This is a genomic window from Photobacterium halotolerans DSM 18316 (assembly GCF_000425165.1).
GTDB lineage: Bacteria > Pseudomonadota > Gammaproteobacteria > Enterobacterales > Vibrionaceae > Photobacterium > Photobacterium halotolerans.
Genome location: NZ_KE384320.1, coordinates 234,214 through 252,677 on the forward strand (window position 1 = coordinate 234,214; position 18,464 = coordinate 252,677).

Annotated in this window: 17 protein-coding genes; 10 read left to right on the plus strand and 7 right to left on the minus strand. The window is 53.2% G+C overall.

The features are described from left to right. Window positions 1-2: 2 nt before the first annotated feature. Window positions 3-743 carry a pyruvate formate lyase 1-activating protein gene (pflA, locus tag H511_RS0114285; RefSeq protein WP_027252914.1) on the plus strand — a complete coding sequence of 247 codons (741 nt, stop codon included), beginning with the start codon at window positions 3-5 and terminating at the stop codon, window positions 741-743. A gap of 39 nt (window positions 744-782) precedes the next feature. Here pflA and H511_RS0114290 read toward each other — a convergent pair whose 3' ends face one another. After that, on the minus strand, window positions 783-1,433 hold the full coding sequence (locus H511_RS0114290; RefSeq protein ID WP_338091547.1) for an energy-coupling factor ABC transporter permease: 651 nt from the start codon (window positions 1,431-1,433) through the stop codon (window positions 783-785). Window positions 1,434-1,605: 172 nt separating this feature from the next. On the opposite strand from H511_RS0114290, the gene H511_RS0114295 reads away from it, so the two are divergent. From H511_RS0114295 to H511_RS0114310, 4 genes are all read left to right on the plus strand, one after another. Further along, window positions 1,606-2,106 carry a YfbU family protein gene (locus tag H511_RS0114295; RefSeq protein ID WP_027252916.1) on the plus strand — a complete coding sequence of 167 codons (501 nt, stop codon included), beginning with the start codon at window positions 1,606-1,608 and terminating at the stop codon, window positions 2,104-2,106. A 420-nt stretch (window positions 2,107-2,526) separates the two neighbouring features. Further along, window positions 2,527-3,762, plus strand: a complete 1,236-nt coding sequence (locus H511_RS0114300; RefSeq protein WP_027252917.1) for an ABC transporter substrate-binding protein — start codon at window positions 2,527-2,529, stop codon at window positions 3,760-3,762. Then, window positions 3,762-6,131, plus strand: a complete 2,370-nt coding sequence (locus H511_RS0114305; RefSeq protein WP_027252918.1) for an ATP-binding protein — start codon at window positions 3,762-3,764, stop codon at window positions 6,129-6,131. The genes H511_RS0114300 and H511_RS0114305 overlap by 1 nt, the downstream gene beginning before the upstream one ends. Further along, on the plus strand, window positions 6,115-7,383 hold the full coding sequence (locus H511_RS0114310; RefSeq protein WP_027252919.1) for a sigma-54-dependent transcriptional regulator: 1,269 nt from the start codon (window positions 6,115-6,117) through the stop codon (window positions 7,381-7,383). Before H511_RS0114305 ends, H511_RS0114310 begins: the two co-directional genes overlap by 17 nt. Window positions 7,384-7,454: 71 nt before the next feature. Here the strand turns inward: H511_RS0114310 and H511_RS0114315 are convergent, their stop codons facing one another. After that, window positions 7,455-8,495, minus strand: coding sequence for a porin (locus H511_RS0114315; protein ID WP_027252920.1), 1,041 nt, complete (start codon window positions 8,493-8,495; stop codon window positions 7,455-7,457). 383 nt (window positions 8,496-8,878) lie between these two features. Here H511_RS0114315 and rlmA point away from each other — a divergent pair, with 383 nt between their 5' ends. The 5 genes from rlmA (at window position 8,879) to H511_RS0114345 (ending at window position 14,023) form a co-directional block, all read left to right on the plus strand. Continuing rightward, window positions 8,879-9,724 carry a 23S rRNA (guanine(745)-N(1))-methyltransferase gene (gene rlmA, locus H511_RS23485; RefSeq protein WP_036759702.1) on the plus strand — a complete coding sequence of 282 codons (846 nt, stop codon included), beginning with the start codon at window positions 8,879-8,881 and terminating at the stop codon, window positions 9,722-9,724. Window positions 9,725-9,852: 128 nt separating this feature from the next. Further along, a complete protein-coding gene (locus H511_RS0114325; RefSeq protein WP_027252921.1) occupies window positions 9,853-10,809 on the plus strand; it encodes a ChaN family lipoprotein in 957 nt (318 codons plus the stop codon). A gap of 437 nt (window positions 10,810-11,246) precedes the next feature. Beyond that, window positions 11,247-12,215: an ABC transporter substrate-binding protein gene (locus H511_RS0114335; protein WP_027252922.1), complete on the plus strand. Its 969-nt coding sequence runs from the start codon at window positions 11,247-11,249 to the stop codon at window positions 12,213-12,215. Between the two features lie 62 nt (window positions 12,216-12,277). Beyond that, complete coding sequence (locus tag H511_RS0114340; RefSeq protein ID WP_027252923.1) at window positions 12,278-13,204, plus strand: ABC transporter permease; 927 nt, start codon at window positions 12,278-12,280, stop codon at window positions 13,202-13,204. Window positions 13,205-13,228: 24 nt separating this feature from the next. Further along, window positions 13,229-14,023 (plus strand): ABC transporter ATP-binding protein, encoded by a 795-nt coding sequence (locus H511_RS0114345; protein WP_027252924.1) that lies wholly within the window; start codon window positions 13,229-13,231, stop codon window positions 14,021-14,023. 69 nt (window positions 14,024-14,092) lie between these two features. On the opposite strand, the gene H511_RS0114350 is transcribed toward H511_RS0114345, so the two are convergent. The 5 genes from H511_RS0114350 to ribH form a co-directional block, all read right to left on the minus strand. Beyond that, on the minus strand, window positions 14,093-15,754 hold the full coding sequence (locus H511_RS0114350; protein WP_027252925.1) for a hypothetical protein: 1,662 nt from the start codon (window positions 15,752-15,754) through the stop codon (window positions 14,093-14,095). A gap of 133 nt (window positions 15,755-15,887) precedes the next feature. Then, window positions 15,888-16,373, minus strand: a complete 486-nt coding sequence (gene pgpA / locus H511_RS0114355) for a phosphatidylglycerophosphatase A (protein ID WP_027252926.1) — start codon at window positions 16,371-16,373, stop codon at window positions 15,888-15,890. A gap of 3 nt (window positions 16,374-16,376) precedes the next feature. Further along, a complete protein-coding gene (gene thiL / locus H511_RS0114360) occupies window positions 16,377-17,354 on the minus strand; it encodes a thiamine-phosphate kinase (RefSeq protein WP_027252927.1) in 978 nt (325 codons plus the stop codon). Window positions 17,355-17,425: 71 nt separating this feature from the next. Beyond that, window positions 17,426-17,896: a transcription antitermination factor NusB gene (gene nusB / locus H511_RS0114365; protein ID WP_027252928.1), complete on the minus strand. Its 471-nt coding sequence runs from the start codon at window positions 17,894-17,896 to the stop codon at window positions 17,426-17,428. Then, window positions 17,896-18,366, minus strand: coding sequence for a 6,7-dimethyl-8-ribityllumazine synthase (ribH, locus tag H511_RS0114370; protein WP_027252929.1), 471 nt, complete (start codon window positions 18,364-18,366; stop codon window positions 17,896-17,898). Before ribH ends, nusB begins: the two co-directional genes overlap by 1 nt. Between the last annotated feature and the right edge of the window lie 98 nt (window positions 18,367-18,464).

An 18,464-nucleotide genomic window follows, 5' to 3' on the forward strand; every position in this document is an offset into this window, starting at 1 on the left:
TTATGACAGCAAAAGGCCGTATTCACTCCTTTGAATCCTGCGGTACTGTAGATGGCCCGGGCATACGCTTTATTGTGTTTATGCAAGGTTGCCTGCTGCGTTGCCAGTACTGCCACAACCGTGATACCTGGGATCTGGAAGGTGGACGTGAAATGACCGTGGATGAGCTGATCAAAGAAGCCCTCTCTTACCGCCATTTCATGACAGCCTCAGGTGGCGGTGTCACCGCATCCGGCGGTGAGGCGATATTACAGCCAGAATTCATTCGCGACTTTTTCCGGGCGGCCAAAGCCGAGAACATCCATACCTGTCTCGATACCAACGGTTATGTCCGCAAACATACCCCTGTGATTGATGAGCTGCTGGAAGCAACGGATCTTGTGATGCTGGATCTCAAGCAAATTGACGATGAGATCCACCATGATTTGGTGGGCGTGCCCAATAAGCGCATTCTCGACTTCGCCCGTTATCTGCACAAGACAGGGCAGAAAACCTGGATTCGTCATGTCGTGGTACCCGGTTTTACCGACAATGACACCTCTGCCCATCAGTTGGGAGCATTCATCAAGGATATGGACAATATCGAGAAAATCGAACTGCTCCCCTACCACCAGCTAGGCGCGCACAAATGGGAAGCGATGGGGTATGACTATCCGCTGGAAGGGGTCAAACCGCCGTCAAAAGCGGTGATGGACAGGGTAAAAGCCATCCTGTCGCAATATCATCCCAATGTGATGTATTGATCCCTCCAGGATCCCGGCCAGTTGGATGCCCGTGCAGGTCTACTTATCCCGCTGGTAAATATAGTCCCGTTCATAAAAGGTTCTCACCCACTCGGGTTTGTACACCACCAGCAAGGTGGTCGACATACCGTTGAGCAGCGCTTCGGGAAACAGCAGCAAGGGAATGAGCAATAAGTAGTTATCAACGATATATTGCCAGCTGTACTCTCCTTCGAGCCAGATCCAGCTGCCTGTCAGCAGCATATGGACCACCTGTGACAGGGCGCCGTTAAAAAATGCCGCGACAAAAATATAAATAAAGAGATGCCGGGCCAGGTAACGGTAACTCAGCAAGAAAACCCAATAACTGATCAGTACGGGCACCACCACGCTGGTCAGATTGACCAGCCCCAGATCCTGCCAGTCCTGAATGCCGAAGGCCGCCAACAGCAAACCAGGCACCGCCGCTATCCAAATGGCGATTCGCCAGCCATGGGTCAGGGTCAGTACGGTCAAGGCCAGAAAATGGACTTTCAGCCCGTCGACCAGTCCGGCCCTTAAACTCCACAACAGAAAGAGTACCACCACAGTCCCGGACACCAGGTGCTGATAGTCTTTCTGGTGTTTGAACTTAGGATAGAATTCACGCGGATAAGAGAAGAACAGCACAGCCAGCCATACGGCCCAGCCCGCCCAGGGAAGCATTGTCATTGCCAGCATCCTTGCATTGTAATCACCCAGTTGAATCACACTTCATTCCGGCCAGTGTAACGCAAATACCGTCGGTTTTTCTGTAAACTCGGCCGCAAACCCGGCTCAGATCAAAGCCGCTCAGTGACTTGCTGCTATGCTGTAACCAGTAAAATCATTGCAGGATATCACTATGGAAATGACACATGCACAACGTCTCATTTTGTCCAATCAATATCGCCTGATGGCGCAGCTCGATCCCGAGCATGCCGGTAAGTTTCAGCGTCTGCAAACCATAGTAGAGCGCGGGTACGGGCTGCAGCTGAGGGAACTGAATAAACACTTCGGAGCGCTCTCAGAAGATGAATGCAAAGAAATCCTGCAAGTGATGGAAATGCACCATGCCATGCAAGAATCCTGCAAACAGTTAAACCAAGCCGAGCAGGCCCGGATTGATACCCGCCGCCTGACATTTCTGGGGTTTGATGCCGCCAGTGAACCCCAGCAGATGCATTATGTTCGCTTCCTGACAGCGGTAGAAAATCTGTATCCGCATTTCCTGCCTTCAGAGCACAATTTTAACAGTCATGTGCCGATGCAGAGTAAATATCGCCGCATGCTGAATGTGTGGCAACAGTGCCCTCGCCAATATCATCTTTCCGCCACCGAGATACAGCAAATACTCAGCGCCTGACTGATGAGTCTGGGTGACGAGAAATGTCTCCCGCATCGCGGCCTCGACATGATTCGGGCCGCCTTCCCCGCCTGATCGATCCCTGAATCCGCCTGACTTAACAGCAAGCCGTCATATTACCGGCATCTCTTTTTGACAATGTACCTATTGGCGAAATCCGATGTTCTGATAGATTTGAGTGAATTATCGCAAATTTACTGATAATTGGGTCACGATTGGCGCATTTTGTCGCACAGGGCGTACCAAAAGAGCTGGCCGACCATAACTTCAGCCATGATAATCCACTTTTTACTGTTCCCCAGTGACTCTTACTTGTATATAAGCGCGTAACGCACGACCTCTTCTGTCTGCCTTTGCAAACAGTGAGTAACGGTGGGAACCAGGAAATGAGTCAGGCTACGTAAGGAAGGATTCTTTGTCATGTTATACCGCCTTGTGATCGTATTATTACTGGCGACTTTCCCTCTGCACGCCAGTGAAAACAAGCAGCTGGTGATTCTGACCACCTTCAACCCTGCCCTGCTGAGCAGCAGTATTGAGGTTTTTGAGCAGCAGCATCCCGGTTGGGATGTCCTTATTCTGCCGCGCCGGGAAAATGAAGGGCTGGCACTGCTGGCAAGACCTGATCATGGCGTGAATGTGGTGCTGTCCTCTTCCCGGCGCCTGTTTCAGCCACTGGCAGACAGCCATTCTCTGGTGCCGGTTTCCGAACTGAGCAGTGAACACAGCCAACTCGATTCAGACTACATTGCCGTTCTGGGATACTCGGGCTGCGGCATCATATGGAATCAGCGTTATATCGACAGGTATGCGCTGCCTGTCCCGTCGCGCTGGGAGTCACTCATTGCCCCTGTCTATCATGACCATCTGGTGATGAGCAGCCCCTCCCGTTCTGCGACCACCTACCTGATAGTGGAAAGCCTGCTCCAGCGTTATGGCTGGCAACAAGGCTGGCGATTGCTTTTACAGCTGGGGGGCAACCTGAATGCCATTTCGGCCAGCAACCAGCGCGCCACCGATCTCGTTGCCCGCGGGCAGTCTGGTATCGGTTTGGTTATCGACAGTTATGCCAGAGAACAGCAAGATCATTTCCCATTCATTCATTTTCAGTATCAGCCCGACAGTATTGTTCTGCCGAGTTATATTGCCGCACTGGACAGGAAGCCGTCCCGCCTGATGGGTATTGAGTTCGTGCGGTTTATGCTGTCTGCCTCCTCGCAGGCGCGTATCGAGCAATCCCCCATTTACAAATATCGCCGAGCGGATACACCGGCCATAGACACTGCGACTTTCACTGTCGATACCGGGTTAATGGAAAAGCGGGCGGTCGCTGTACAGCAACTCTTCGATATCAGCATCAGCCAGCAACAGCCCTTGCTGAACTATGCCTGGCAGTTGATCCATAACATCCGGCAGCTGCCGGCCCTGACGCCTCAGCAAACCGAGCAACTGGAACTGGCCGTTACGCTGGCTTCAACCACAGTGATCAGCGCCGAGCAAGCCGGGACAGCGGATTTTTTATCGCTGCAGGACCCTGTTCGCCACCCGGCTTCTGAGCGTTTAGTCGGGCTCTGGCAAGCACAAATGAGCCGGCAGTTACAGCAATCCATCCGTTTATCGCAAGGCATACTCATGTCTTATCGACAGGAGCGGTGATGCTAAAGCGCAAAACGATCGGCAATCGTCTGATAAGCGCCATCAGCCTGATGGCGTTCCTGAGTATAGGTGTCAGCCTCATCGCGCTGATGACATGGGACAACCTGGAGGAACAGATCGATGCGATTGTCAGCAAAAACCTGCCGACACTCAGAGCCAGCTATCATCTGGAACGCAGCACCGCGGCGCTGAAAGACAGTCTGCATAAAATCGGTTTCAATAAAGATCCGGCCCGTCACGCAGAGCTGAAACAGCACATTCAGACCGAAGCCGAAAAGATCACCCACTCCATTGCCAGCACAGCCAGCCTGTCCTCCTACCCGGCGCTGAAAATTGAACACGCAGGTTTGCTCAAAGATATAGACACCTACAGTCATTTACTGAGTCAGCGATCGACCTTGCTGCTGGCATTGGCGCAATCGGAAAACCAGATAAGCTGGCTGCACCAAAAAGTGGTGGATGAGCTTGCTCCCATCCGCCAGGAAGTGGAGTGGCAGTTAACACGTACCGCCCCCAATCACCTGGACAGTGACACCATCCGGGCAACGGTGAACGAGTTTTCTCTCATTCAGTCCATCACAGTAAAAGAAAGTGAGCTGTTCCATCTGGTACAGGAAATGTTTCATCAGGGTGATAACCGGGACATCACCAACGCTTTTCACTACATAGGTTATAAAACCGAGCAGCTGAAGGCCACAAGTGACTACCTCAGCCACTACCCCTCGACACTGGCGTTCCGGCAGCAGCTCGACGACATGATCAGCCAGGTTGAGCCCAATGGCCCGGTGGCAAGGCAACTGAGCGTGTTGTCTGCGCTGGAGAAAACAATCCGAAGTTATGACAAACGCATCAACAACCGTCTGATTTATCAGGAAGAGCTGATCCAGACCATGGTTGGCCAGGCGGATTCATCACTGCTCGCTCTCAACGATCACACCCGCCAGTCTGTCATCATCAGCAGCTACATTCTGCTTGGCGTGGTAGTGCTGGCCATTACCCTGTCCGTCTTTCTGTCTGTCTATCTGGTCAGCCGTGGGATTGTCGCACGCCTGAATCAACTCAGCCAGGATCTGTATGCCGTCGCGCACGGCGATCTCAATGCCAGAATTCAGGTTGATGGTGATGATGAAATTGGCCTGCTGGGCGACAGTCTGCGTCAATTCCGCCAGCAAATGCTGGCAATGCAGCGCGCCAATGCCCTGAACCTGATCAATAATACCCAGGCCAGTATCATCACCTGTGATTTATCCGGCATCGTCGAATCGGTTAATCCCAGTGCGTTATCGCTGTTTGGTGCCGACGCTATCCCTGACAATCAGACTATCTGGGCGCTGTTTAACCGTGCAATGGAGCCCCGTCTGAAACGCCTGTTTCTGCCCAGCAGCCCTTTACAGTCCAATGGCGCCTGTAACCTCACCATCAAACAGACACACTCAGGCGAACCGCGCTATCTTCGTCTGGATTTTCGCCAGTTCAAGCAGGGACGGGAAACCAAAGTCATCATCACTGTGACAGACATTACCGAACAGGAAAGCGCGGCCCGCTGGCTGGAAAACATGGTGCAGGAAAAAACCGAGTCACTGACCAAGCGAAACCGGCAGCTGAAAGCCGAAATCGAAGACAGAAAGCGCATTGAGGAAGATTTACGGGCCACACAGGATGAACTGATCCAGGCGGCCAAAATGGCGGTGGTCGGACAAACCATGACCTCGCTGGCGCACGAGCTGAACCAGCCGCTGTCGGCCATGACAACCCATATCTTTGCCACACGGATGGCCGTGGATAAAAACAACCTCACTCAGCTTGCAGCCAGTCTGGACAAAATGGACAGTCTGACTGAACGCATGGCCCGCATCATTACCAGCCTGCGCAATTTCGCGAAAAAACAATCGGCCAACAGAATGCTTCAGGCCGTTGATATTCAAGAGTCGATCAATCATGCCCGGCAACTGATAGAAAGCAGGCTGAAAGTTCAGCAGACCAAGCTGATCAGCAGAATAAACAGCCCGTTTCAGGTCATGGCCGATCCTGTTCAGCTGGAACAAGTGCTGGTGAACCTGTTTATCAACAGCTGTGATGCGGTGGCAGGCAGTGATACCAGAGAGATTTACGTAGAACTGCTGCATCACTCAGCAGCCCCCCGGACCTTCAGTTTGGCCATTTGTGATACGGGCCCGGGTTTTGCAAGAGACATTATTGAAAAACTGTTCACCCCCTTTACCACCACTAAAGACGTGGGCCTGGGGCTGGGACTGAACATTTGCCGTTCCATCATGAACCGCTTGAACGGCGATATTTTCCTTGCTTCCACCTTGCAAGGAGGCGCAATGGTTGTTTTGGAGTTAAAGAAAGATGACGATGAGCGATAACATTGAAGTACTGATCATTGATGACGATCAGGATGTTGCCGATGCTTACCAGCACCTGCTGGAAGTCGCGGGCTATCAGACCCGGACAGCTACCGATCCGTTGCAGGCCCTGACCTTACTGCACAAAGAATGGCCCGGCGTGGTGATTACCGACATGTATATGCCTGGTATGAATGGAAAAGAGGTGTTGCACCGGATTAAATCGCTGGATAACGCCCTGCCTGTGATATTAATCACCGGTCATGGTGATATTCCAATGGCGGTGGACGCCTTGCAAAACGGGGCGGCCGACTTTCTGCAAAAACCCTTACAGCCCGCAGCGCTGATCACACTGCTGGACAAACACCTGCCGAAGCGAAAGCAGCTGATTGAACACCGTAAAAGCCTCCGGCAGACAGCCAGCGATGTGCTGCTGGGAGACAGCCCGTTGATAGTCAAACTCCGTGATCAGATTGCAGCAACGGACAACAATGATAAAGATGTCCTGATTGAAGGAGAAGCCGGAACAGGGCGCCATACCCTTGCCCGTTTGCTTCATGCCCACACGAATATGGGCAAAGGGCCGTTCATTAAATTATGCGGCAGTAAGGTAGCGCGTACCTCCGATTTGCAACGGGCAATGCTCAACGCCCGTGAAGGCAGTCTCTGCATTAATAATCTGCCCGCTATGCCGACCGAGGCACAACACTGGTTATGCCGTTTTCTCCTCGAGCAGGAACGCCTGGCGAAAAGGGAAGTGCGGGTATTGGCGATCATTGAAGGAACGGCTGAACAAGCGGTCGAAACAGAAACCTTGGTGCCCGAGCTGTTTTACTTTCTCAGTCAGGTACGGTTTGTCATGCCGCCATTAAGGCAACGGGCAAGCGATATTACACTGCTGTTCAGATACTTTCTGGAGGCCAGTTGCCAGAAACTGAACAAGCCCGTCCCTGTGGTCGATAAAGCCTATATCAATACGCTCAACCGGCACACCTGGGCAGGTAACGTGCTGGAATTACGCAACGTGGCAGAGCTATACGCGATCGGTATCGTCAAACTGACCGGACAGGAGCGAACCCAGTCGCTGGAGCAAATGAGCAGCCCGCTGGATGATCTGATTGACGACTATGAAAAGCAGGTGATTGAAGATGCCCTGTACCTTTTCGGCGGCAGAATTAATGAAGTATCCACTTACCTGCAGATCCCGCGTAAAAAGCTCTATCTGAGAATGAAAAAGCACAATCTGGATAAAGCCGATTACAAGGCGGGCTAAAATACCCCGGCGCTGAAACAACAAAGGCCGGAGCGTGCTCCGGCCTTGCATTGTCACTTGTTGCGAGCTGCTTAGAACTCGTAACGAATACCCAGTTGGTAGAAGTCTTCGTCGGCATCGCCGCCGAATCCGCCTAGAACGCCGTTTGTACCGTCACGGAAGACATAGCTGGTGAACAGAGAAGAACGGCTGGTCAGGTGATACTGAGCTTCCAGCGTGGTGTCTTTCAGCTCTAACTCGTCACCGTCGGTGTTTTCCAGGTTGCGGTAACCTGCACGCAGTGTCCAGTCGGTGTTCAGATCATAGATGGCAACCACTTCCCACACTTCATCTTTACTCTTGCTGGGAGCGCCGGCATCCACTTCGTCCTCAGAGTATTGTGCGCCTAAAGTGAAAGCGTTGATGCTATAGGTCGCACCCACACCCCAGAAATTATATTCGTTGCCGTCTTTATCTTCGCTGTACTGATACGCCAGTACAGGCGCCAGGCGTCCGCCCTGACCCAGATCCAGCGTATAGCGCAGTGCGGCATTCATACCGTTATCCAGTGAATTACCGAACGCGTTTTTATCGTTGTTACCAAAGATATAGCCAAGAGAGAAGTCTAAGCCATTGATACTGTTCTGATATTGCAGCGTCGCATCCTGACGGAACACCTGGACGGCAGTACCATCAACCAGCTCTGCCTGACGGGCTGCAGCGATGTCAGACAAGGCAAACACGTCAACGATGTCGGTAAACATGATCAGACCGGAAGCCACACGGCCGCCCGTTACTTTACCCATTTCTTTACCGTCGATACCGGCCCAGACATAACGAGGGGACAGGCTGTCATCGCCAGAGTTTTCAGCTTCTGCGGCATTGACCTGGTACTCGGCCCAGCCAATCACGGAAAACTGATCATTGATTGGCTGAGAGCCACCCAGGCCAAGACGCGCATCAAATTCACCGTTGGTGTCGCCATCATCAGTTGCTTTGTCTGTAATGTTGTAGCCAAGACGGCCGTAAAGGTTCACTTCACTGCCATCTTCGCCTTGATAGATATTCGCCGCGTAGCTTGCGCCACTGGCAAACACGCTGGAGATAATTGCCGCTGCTAGTGTTTTTTTCATCTTTGTTTCCTTGAGTATGTGTTCTGAGTGGCCACAACGCTGATGGCACTCATAAGCGCAAAAAGCAAGCTAGGTTGCTCCGCCAGAAACAGCAAAAAGGCAGTCAAAGCCTGTTGCCGGCGTCATAAAAATTTCACAACCCAATCCAAGCATAGAGCAGAGGTTCACTTTATGCGCAACCAGAGTATCCTTTCTCCCTGAATAAGCCCTTAATAAAACTGTGTATATGGGTTATTGATTAATTAGGATATTTTTCTGCGAGAAAGATCACCTTTTCTCTTTAACTATTGGGCTTATTACCAGGATCGCCGGATCTTTCCCTGCGCTTCTATGCCATACCCAAACAGGTTACAATCCTTTGTTTTCAGCGTTGGTGCTTTCTTATGTCCTATCAATGTCCTTTATGCCATCAGCCTCTTCAGCAACAGCAATGGCGCTGCCAAAATAACCATCAGTTTGATCAGGCTAAGGAAGGATATGTGAACTTAATGCCTGTTCATCATAAAAGCTCAAAAAATCCTGGTGATAACAAAGAGATGATGCAGGCAAGAAGGCAATTTCTTGAAGCCGGCCACTATCAGTTGATGAGAGAAAACACAGTTAAACTTCTGGCTGCGCATCTCCCGGAGAACAGCCAGAAAATACTGGATATCGGGTGTGGTGAAGGCTATTACACCTCATCCTTTACGACTCTGAGCGCCAGCCACCCTCAGCTGGAAGTGCACGGACTGGACATTTCCAAAGTGGCCGTTCGTTATGCCGCCAAACGCTATCCGGATTGTCACTTCTGCGTGGCATCCAGTCACAGACTGCCGTTCGCCGACCAGAGTCTGGATGCCATGGTGCGCATTTATGCGCCATGCAAAGCAGAAGAAATTGTCCGTACGCTGAAACCCGGTGCGATTTTATTAACAGTGACACCCGCTCCGCGGCACTTGTATCAACTGAAAGCGCTCATTTATGACGATGTCAGGCTTCATGATACTCAGCCTGAAAGTCTGCCGGGTATGTCCTTGGTACAGGAAGAACAGCTGCATTACACCATGAGCTTAAGTGGCAGCGAAGCGACGGCACTGATGCAGATGACCCCCTTTGCGTGGAAGACCAGTGAGACGGTCTGGCAGCATCTGGCGCAGCAACAGGCATTCAGCTGCGAGGCCGATTTCACCCTGCGTGTTTACCAGCAATCCGCCGCGGAGAATGATTCAGAGCCGGATAGTTGCAACTAATTCTCATTTCTATTGAGTCTGTTGCCAGTCTTCATTATCATACGGCCCATGACATAACCCCCTGAAGCTATCATACTGATTCTTAATACAAGCTCAGTAAAACATGCTTCAGACAAAGGATGATACACATGAAGACTGGCTACGCTATGGTATTCGCCGCCCTGCTGAGTGGCTGCGCCACACAGCCAACGTCAGGCACGACAGCTGCTGCAGCTCCCCCAACCTTATACGATTACACCATTCGTTCTCCGTCCGGGGCTGAACTGACAGAACAAGCCCTGGCGAATACGCTGTCCGATGCGGATATCGTACTGGTAGGAGAATGGCACAGTCATCCGGGCACTCACCTGCTGCAAGCCCGGCTGCTGGCGGCACTGTATGCCAATAACCCCAGACTGGCTTTGTCGATGGAGCAGTTTACCCGCGACAAACAGCAGGTCGTCGACCAGTTTCTTCACGGTGAGATCGGTGAGCAGGTATTGATTAAGCAGGGCAACGCCTGGCCGAATTATGAATCCGATTACCGGCCCCTTGTTGACTTTGCGCGCCAGCAGCAACTTGATGTGATCGCCGCCAATGCGCCGAAATCTATCGTTCGCTGTGTCGGCCGTTACGGGGCCGATTACCTGAATCGGCTTCCTGCCGCCGAGCGCAAGTGGGTAGCCCAGTCACTTACGCTGAAAAATGACAGGTACAAAGAAAAATTCACTGAATCTATGCATCATGGTGATCCTGCCCAGTCTGAACGGCAATTTGCCGCCCAGACCAGCTGGGACGACACCATGGCCGAAAGCATGGTTAACTACCTGCGAGCCCATCCCGGTCACCAGATCATGCACGTCGCCGGGCGCTTTCACACCGCAGAAGGACTGGGGACAGCATCCCGTATCTTGTCGCGTAACCCGGCATTGAAAGTGGTGATGGTCACCCCGGTCACCGCCGACAACCCTGTCGCCGCCGATGCACCGGATTTTCAGGTTGAAGTCATGCCTCTGCCACCCCGTTATATTCAGCAAGCCAACATGAAAGCGGCTTTTGCTCATATCGGCAAGCGCAACGATACACTTCAATGTATTGGTGAATAACACCTTTTCCTGTCAAGGCAGTCTGCGCTGACTGCCTTTGTCCTGCTTGTCCTTAACAGGTCCTGCTTGTCCTTAACAGGTTCAGCTCCCTCCCCCACCAGAGAATTGTTCATAATTCATCCAACAGCACAGCCGAATTCGCTCCTGCTGAGTCATAGCTCATCATGCTCACAAAAATACCAATAAAAAAGATGACTCTGATTTTACTCTCAATTGTACAGTTTTCAACCTGAACAACACAGGAAACGCAACGTAATGTTTCAATGAAATGGTGATTTACAGGCACTTCACCCCTTCCAATGTTACAGTGTTGTTAATTTTTGGATGTTCTTTCTTTTCTCATTGCGCTAAAACATTATGCCAATGATGGGTGTTCCTGATGGCACACAGTTCGCCAGCCCATCTCTGTCATCACACCAGTACAAGGATTGCATACTATGAAGGGAAACAAATTGCTTTCGGCAGCCTGCATTGCTGCGGCGTTAGCCCTAACGGCGACACCAGCCTTAGCCGAAATGGCCAAAGTTGCGGTGTCTCAGATCGTTGAACACCCGGCGCTGGACGCCACTCGCCAGGGCCTGCTTGATGGCCTGAAAGCGAAAGGCTATGAAGAAGGCAAGAATCTGGAATTCTCCTATCAGACCGCTCAGGGTAACCCTGCGATTGCAGTGCAAATCGCCAAACAGTTTGTCGGTGAACAACCGGATGTCCTGGTGGGCATCGCGACGCCAACCGCACAGGCACTGGCTGCAGCCACCCGTTCTATTCCCGTCGTTTTTACTGCAGTCACCGATCCTGTTGGTGCCAAACTGGTGCGTAATGTTGATCAACCCGAGCGCAACGTCACCGGCCTGTCGGATTTATCCCCTGTCGCACAGCACGTCGCACTGGTGAAAGAAATTCTGCCTGATGCCAAACGTATTGGTGTCGTTTACAACCCGGGCGAAGCCAATGCCGTCGCACTGGTTGATTTACTGCGCAAAGCCGCCAGAGAACAAGGCATGGAAGTGGTAGAAGGGACGGCCCTGAAGAGTGCTGATGTGCAGTCAGCAGCACAAATCGTCGCCTCAAAAGCAGACGCGCTCTACGCCCCCACAGATAACACAGTGGCCAGTGCCGTTGAAGGCTTAGTCAATGCTGGTAACCAGGCGGGTATTCCTGTCATCGGCGCCTCTACGACCTACATTGAAAGTGGTGCGCTGGCCGCACTGGGCTTTGACTATTATCAGGTTGGCGTGCAGACCGCTGACTATGTGGATGCGCTGCTCAAAGGCAAGAAAGTCTCTGAACTGCCGGTCAAAGTTGCGTTAGGTTCAGATCTGGCTCTGAACCAGAAAGTTGCCACCAAACTGAACATCACCTTCCCTCAGGCTCTGGTTGATCGCGCGACCTCAATCGCCAAGTAACCTTACCTCTCTATCGGGCACCGGCGTTCCGGCCGGTGCCAGCAAGGAATAAGGAGTTGTAGATGTCTTTCTTTGCTTTGATCGGTACCTTAGAAATCGGCTTGGTTTACGGCTTGGTTGCTCTGGGGGTTTACCTGACGTTTCGGGTGCTGGATTTTCCTGATCTGTCTGTCGATGGCAGTTTTCCAATGGGGGCCGCCGTTGCAGCAACAGCCATAGTAGCTGGTGTGAATCCATGGCTGGCAACCATGCTGGCGATTCTGGCCGGTGGTATGTGTGGCCTGGTGACAGCTTTTCTGGCAGTACGTTGCGGTATTTTGCACTTACTGGCCAGTATTCTGACCATGATTGCGGCTTTTTCTATCAATATCCGCATTATGGGCCGGCCAAACCTGGCCTTGCTGGGTGACGATACTATCCTGACCCCATTCGAAAATATTGCCTTCGAAAGCGGCCTGGATGCGGGTCTGGTGCGTCTGGCTGTCATTCTGGCTCTAGTGATATTCAGCGGCTGGTTCGTGACCCGACTGCTGGCCAGTGACTTCGGCCTCGGCCTGCGCGCTACCGGCGTAAACAGCCGTATGGTGAGCGCACAAGGCGGCAGTACAGCACTGTATACCTATTTTGGCCTGGCGCTGTCGAATGCCTTTGTCGGCTTCTCCGGCGCTCTGTTCGCGCAAACCAATAACTTTGCCGATGTCACCTCGGGTGTGGGCACTATCGTGGTGGGTCTGGCTGCCGTTATTCTGGGTCAGACACTGATCCCGGGCCGCAAGATCTGGGTGGCCGTTGTGGCTGTGATTCTTGGTTCAGTGCTTTACCGGCTGGCCGTTGCGTTTGCCCTGAGCAGCGGCATGTTTGGTCTGCAGGCTTCGGATCTGAATCTGATCACTGCGGTACTGGTGGCCCTTGCCCTGATTGCGCCTAAGATGAAACGCAATTTTCAGCGAAAAAAGAAGCAAACCGTCGCAGCAAAGAAGCTCGCGTAAGCCGGAAAAGAAGGTAGTAACACTATGATTGAACTCAGTAATATCCGCGTTACCTTCAATGAAGGCACCATTTTGGAAAATCAGGCCCTGCGCGGGGTTAACCTGACAGTGCCGGAGCGCCAGTTTGTCACTGTTATCGGCTCAAACGGTGCCGGTAAATCAACCCTGCTCGGTGCCGTCAGCGGTGAAACGCCTATGTCTGACGGCAAGGTGGTCATTAATGGTGTCGACGTGACCAGCAAAGCCGTGCACGAACGGGCGCAATATGCTGCCCGGGTGTTTCAGGATCCGCTGGCCGGCACCTGTGCTTCGCTCACCATTGAAGAGAACATGGCGTTAGCCGTCCAGCGTGGCAGCCGCCGCACCTGGAAGCTGGCATTATCTTCCCAGCGCCGTAAGCTGTTTCAGGAACGCATCAGCATTCTGGGACTGGGACTGGAAGATCGGCTGAGCGACAGCATTGGTTTGCTGTCCGGCGGCCAGCGTCAGGCTGTCAGTCTGGTCATGGCAACGCTGGCAGACAGTAAACTCTTGCTGCTGGACGAGCATACCGCCGCGCTCGATCCGCGTATGGCCGCTTTCGTGCTGGAGCTGACCAAACGGGTGGTCGAAGAATTCGACCTGACCGTCCTGATGGTCACCCACTCAATGAAAGATGCGCTGGCATACGGCGATCGTACCGTGATGCTGCACCAGGGCAATATCGTGCTGGATGTAGCTGGTCAGGAACGTGCCGACATGGACGTGAAACACCTGCTCGACATGTTCAGTAAAGTACGTGGTGAAGAGCTGGCCGATGACAGTCTGCTGCTGAACTGATCCCGATACCTAATTTTCAATGAGACCTGCAAAAGGCGGAGCATCCCGCCTTTTTTATTACTCTCTTTTTTATTGCTCTGATGCTGCTTTTTGTAATACCGCCCCTTCATAGCCCCCAAGCTCAATGTAATTCATCGGCTCGCTGGTAGTACCGTCGTAAAAGATCCGGATATAGGTGCCAGGCAGGGAAATGCGCATCGGCTTCGCTTCCAGAAAACGGCTCTGGCCCGCTTGCTGAACCGCCCGGTACAGTACCAGACCATGCTCATAGCGGCGGGCAATCACCCCTTCTGAGGGCTGTTTGCCAAACCAGCCAGTGCGGTACAGCCAGAACCAGTGGGCAGGCGCGACCTTGTAGCTGCCCAGCACAGAACCGCGACTGTCACCACTGAGCGGCTCAGCCTGCCACCAGACAGGCTTATACCCTTTGGGTGCGGATACCGGCTCGCCGAGATCCACCCTGAGCATAGCCGTTGGCTGATACACCCAGTTTTTGGGCAACCCTGGCCGGTACCAGTCCCGCATGCTGGTGTTGGTACTGTCAATGCTCAGGCTGTCGCCCCAGTTATGATAGTAAGTCCGGTCCGGCAAATTAAACAGGTAATAAAGCGCAAGCCCGGTTTCGACATCCTGATGCCAGGCCCTTTCATCTCCCGGATGAAGATAACTGTGGCCATCACGCATCGACACCATCAGCACACTGCTGGCTCCTTCGGCACTCAGCGCAAAATGTTGCCAGCTTTGCTGAATACGGGCCAGCCCCATCGCCGGTGTGATAAAGCGAGCTCGAACCCAGAGATCAACCTGGGAGCGCAATGGCGCGGAAACCGCCTCATCGGGCCATAACGCCAGTCCGGAAGCAGAAACGGCCAGAAGCGCGGGGTCGAGCTGTTGCTTTAACTGGCCGAGAAAATCAACCAGTTGTGCCAGATAACGTGCTTCTGCTTCCGGGGTGCCGGCCTGTAATGACAATTCAAGGATCTGGCCACCACTCACTACCGGCAGAATATCCGGCCCGAGCAAGGGTCTCAGACGGGGAGTATAACCGCCGGTGGCCGCCATCTGCTGCCAGTGATAGCGATACCAGTTGATCAGCAGGGCTCGCACGGCGGGGTCAGAGAGATTGGTACGGTAGACACAGTCGCCACCCGGCTGCTGCCCCGCCAGCAAGACCCGGGCCTGATACGCAAACCGGGCACTGGCCAAGGGGTTCAGCCGCTGCTGATATTCGGTATCACTGAGCTGCCCGTCACCGTCTCTGTCGTTCACCGGATCCCAGCCCGGAATAGTCAGGGTATCCGCTGTCCGGCTCAGCCAGGGTTTGGCTTCCGGCAGGCTGTCCGATTGCAGCTGTGCCGCACTGAGTGACAGCCGGGTATCTTGCGCAAAATGCAGGAATACATTTTCCGGATCCTGACCATTAGCACTGGCCTGCTGCGCCAGCCAGCGCTGCTGCTCATCAGGCTCACAGGACAGGCTTTGGGCACGAAAAGGGAGCAGTACTGTGCTGGCTTCATTCAGCGCGGCCGACTGCCAGTTGCCCAGCACCAGATCGGCATGGCGTAACTCCCAGCGCGTTACCGCTTCAGCAGAATCAAACCGCGAGGTCGCCAGCGGCTCTTCCCATCCACCCGGTGTCACCCAGGCACTGCCTGTCGACGGGTACACCTGCGCGCGGGCTGCACCGGCCAGCATCAGTACAAAGACAAGGATCAGCTTCACACTCTGCATCTCATTCTCCCTGGAGACTTCCCCGGTTCAGCTTAAGAATAGTGTGAATCGCGTTGTGAAGTTGGGTTAAAAATTGGACAAAAAAACCGTGCTACTTGCACGGTTTGGGTGTTTTATCTGCTGGAATTCGCGATTACCAGCCCATCCAGTGGCCCACGCCCCACAGGGTGATCATGGCCATAAAGCCAGCAAGGATATCATCGATCATGATACCCAGCCCGCCGTGGACATGCTTATCCAGCCAGCTGATCGGCCAGGGTTTTACCATGTCGAAGAAGCGAAATAAGATAAAACCGCTGATGACCCAGGGCAGACTCATTGGCGGGGCAACAGCCATGGTGATCCAGAAACCGACAAACTCATCCCAGACAATGCTGCCATGATCGTGCACGCCCATATCCTGGGCGGTATTACGGCAAATCAGCACCCCAATCACAGCCGCCACCAGCGTAATACCGATATAAGCCGCATAAGGCAGCTGGGCCAGCAGGTAATAGAGCGGGACAGATGCCAGTGTACCGACAGTTCCCGGCACCACCGGAGACAAACCGCTGCCAAATCCCGTGGCCAGAAAATGCCAGGGATTACTCAATTTGATATAAAGTTTGGGATCTCGCACTACTTACCCCGAAAAATGATCGTATCCACGCAGCTGCCAGTCCAGTTGCAGCCCGTTTCGCTCAAGCACAACACTGCTGCCGGGCCGGATCTGGCCGATACAGGTCGCTTTCACTCCGGCATGAGACAGAGCGACATCCAAAGTACCACGATTATGGGCCGGTACAGTGAAGCACAGCTCGTACTCCTCGCCGCTTGTCAGCGCCATCTTGATGGCTGCGTCCCTGTCTCCGCCACAAAATGCCACCAGTTCAGGCGACAGTGGCAGGCTGTCTGCATCAATGACTGCTCCCACCTGAGAGCGGGTCAGGATATGACCAAGATCAGCAATCAGACCATCGGATATATCCAGTGCCGACGACGCAATACCCCGCAATGCCTGACCGGCCAGTACCCGCGGCTGAGGCTGATAGTGGCGATTAAGAAGATGTTCAGCCAGTGCAGCATCAATATGCTTTGCCTGCTCCAGCAACACCGCCAGTCCTGCCGCACTGTCGCCCAGACAGCCAGTGACATAAATCCCGTCCCCGGAGCCTGCCCCGTGCCGCGTCAGCGCCTGTCCGTGAGGCACAAAGCCCTGAACGGTCAGTGTCAGGCTCAACGGGCCTTTGGTGGTATCCCCGCCAATCAGCTGTACCTGATAGTAATCGGCCATCTCAAAAAAGCCATCACAGAACCGGGCTAGCCAGGCTTCATCGGCTTCCGGCAGGGTCAGCGCCAGGGATACCCAGGCAGGTGTGGCGCCCATGGCTGCTAAATCACTTAAGTTCGCAGCCAGGGCTTTTTTAGCCAGCAGCGCGGGATCCATACCGGGCAGGAAATGGTTACCGCAAACCAGTGAGTCGGTGCTGACCGCAAGGTGGCTACCCGCAGGTACCTCAAGCAAGGCGCAGTCGTCACCGATGGCCAGCGTCACATCCCGGCGCTGGACCGGCTGGCGGGCAAAATAACGGGCTATCAAATCAAATTCATTACTAGCCATAGGAGGTCAAGTCGGTTGCTGAAACTCAGAAAAAAGGCCAGCAGAGCTGGCCTCAGTTCGCATCAAAGCGATTATGCTTTTTTACGTAACACCGGGGCCAGCTTATCCAGCACACCGTTTACGAATTTATGGCTGTCTTCGGCACCGAAGATTTTCGCCAGCTCAATCGCTTCATTAATCACAACTTTGTACGGTACGTCTTCACGCTTCATGATTTCGTACAAGGCCAGACGCAGTAGCGCCAGTTCCATCTGGTCCAGATCCTGCAAAGGACGTGACAGATAGGGACGCATCTTGCTGTCCAGTTCCTGATGATTCAGCACCACACCGGTGAACAAGTCACGGAAGTACTCAACATCAGTGTGCGGTGCTGCCAGTACAGGTGCATCAGCCCGATGAGCTTCTTCTTCAAACTGTTCGCCAGACAGAAAATGCAGCTCGATATCGGCAGCATTTTCTTTGGTGATTTGCCAGGAATAAATGGCCTGGACGGCAAAGTGTCGTGCGTTACGACGTGCGGCTGGTTTCACTCTAACCCCCATTAGGATTCAATTTGGGACAGGACATTTACCATCTCAAGCGCGCTGAGTGCAGCCTCTGCCCCTTTATTACCAGCCTTGGTACCGGCACGCTCGATGGCTTGTTCAATTGTGTCTACAGTCAGAACACCAAATGAAACCGGAGTATTGTACTCCAGAGCCACCTGAGCCAGACCTTTATTACATTCACCGGCAACATACTCGAAATGCGGAGTACCGCCGCGGATCACAGAACCCAGTGCCACGATAGCATCGTAGCGATCGCTTTTAGCAACTTGCTGGGCGACCAGAGGCAGCTCATAAGCACCAGGACAACGAACAACGGTAATGTTGTCGTCGCTTACCTGTCCCTGACGTTTGAGTGCGTCCAGCGCACCCGCCAGCAGGCTGTCATTGATGAAACTGTTGAAGCGACTGATAACAATAGCAATTTTTGCGTTGGGTGCCGCAATGGCGCCTTCGATTACCTTCATGGGCCTTCCTGTGACTATGTCTTTTCTTTCCGGATTGAGAAACCGCGGGAGTCTATCACAATTTATACCTGATACCAATTGACTTCACTGTCAAGGCA

What these genes read in the sequence shown, in the direction of transcription:
- pflA (WP_027252914.1), top strand. Translation starts at nt 3, where the DNA reads ATGACAGCAAAAGGCCGTATTCACTCCTTTGAATCCTGCGGTACTGTA.
- H511_RS0114290 (WP_338091547.1), bottom strand. Translation starts at nt 1,433, where the DNA reads ATGACAATGCTTCCCTGGGCGGGCTGGGCCGTATGGCTGGCTGTGCTG.
- H511_RS0114295 (WP_027252916.1), top strand. Translation starts at nt 1,606, where the DNA reads ATGGAAATGACACATGCACAACGTCTCATTTTGTCCAATCAATATCGC.
- H511_RS0114300 (WP_027252917.1), top strand. Translation starts at nt 2,527, where the DNA reads ATGTTATACCGCCTTGTGATCGTATTATTACTGGCGACTTTCCCTCTG.
- H511_RS0114305 (WP_027252918.1), top strand. Translation starts at nt 3,762, where the DNA reads ATGCTAAAGCGCAAAACGATCGGCAATCGTCTGATAAGCGCCATCAGC.
- H511_RS0114310 (WP_027252919.1), top strand. Translation starts at nt 6,115, where the DNA reads ATGACGATGAGCGATAACATTGAAGTACTGATCATTGATGACGATCAG.
- H511_RS0114315 (WP_027252920.1), bottom strand. Translation starts at nt 8,495, where the DNA reads ATGAAAAAAACACTAGCAGCGGCAATTATCTCCAGCGTGTTTGCCAGT.
- rlmA (WP_036759702.1), top strand. Translation starts at nt 8,879, where the DNA reads ATGTCCTATCAATGTCCTTTATGCCATCAGCCTCTTCAGCAACAGCAA.
- H511_RS0114325 (WP_027252921.1), top strand. Translation starts at nt 9,853, where the DNA reads ATGAAGACTGGCTACGCTATGGTATTCGCCGCCCTGCTGAGTGGCTGC.
- H511_RS0114335 (WP_027252922.1), top strand. Translation starts at nt 11,247, where the DNA reads ATGAAGGGAAACAAATTGCTTTCGGCAGCCTGCATTGCTGCGGCGTTA.
- H511_RS0114340 (WP_027252923.1), top strand. Translation starts at nt 12,278, where the DNA reads ATGTCTTTCTTTGCTTTGATCGGTACCTTAGAAATCGGCTTGGTTTAC.
- H511_RS0114345 (WP_027252924.1), top strand. Translation starts at nt 13,229, where the DNA reads ATGATTGAACTCAGTAATATCCGCGTTACCTTCAATGAAGGCACCATT.
- H511_RS0114350 (WP_027252925.1), bottom strand. Translation starts at nt 15,754, where the DNA reads ATGCAGAGTGTGAAGCTGATCCTTGTCTTTGTACTGATGCTGGCCGGT.
- thiL (WP_027252927.1), bottom strand. Translation starts at nt 17,354, where the DNA reads ATGGCTAGTAATGAATTTGATTTGATAGCCCGTTATTTTGCCCGCCAG.
- nusB (WP_027252928.1), bottom strand. Translation starts at nt 17,896, where the DNA reads ATGGGGGTTAGAGTGAAACCAGCCGCACGTCGTAACGCACGACACTTT.
- ribH (WP_027252929.1), bottom strand. Translation starts at nt 18,366, where the DNA reads ATGAAGGTAATCGAAGGCGCCATTGCGGCACCCAACGCAAAAATTGCT.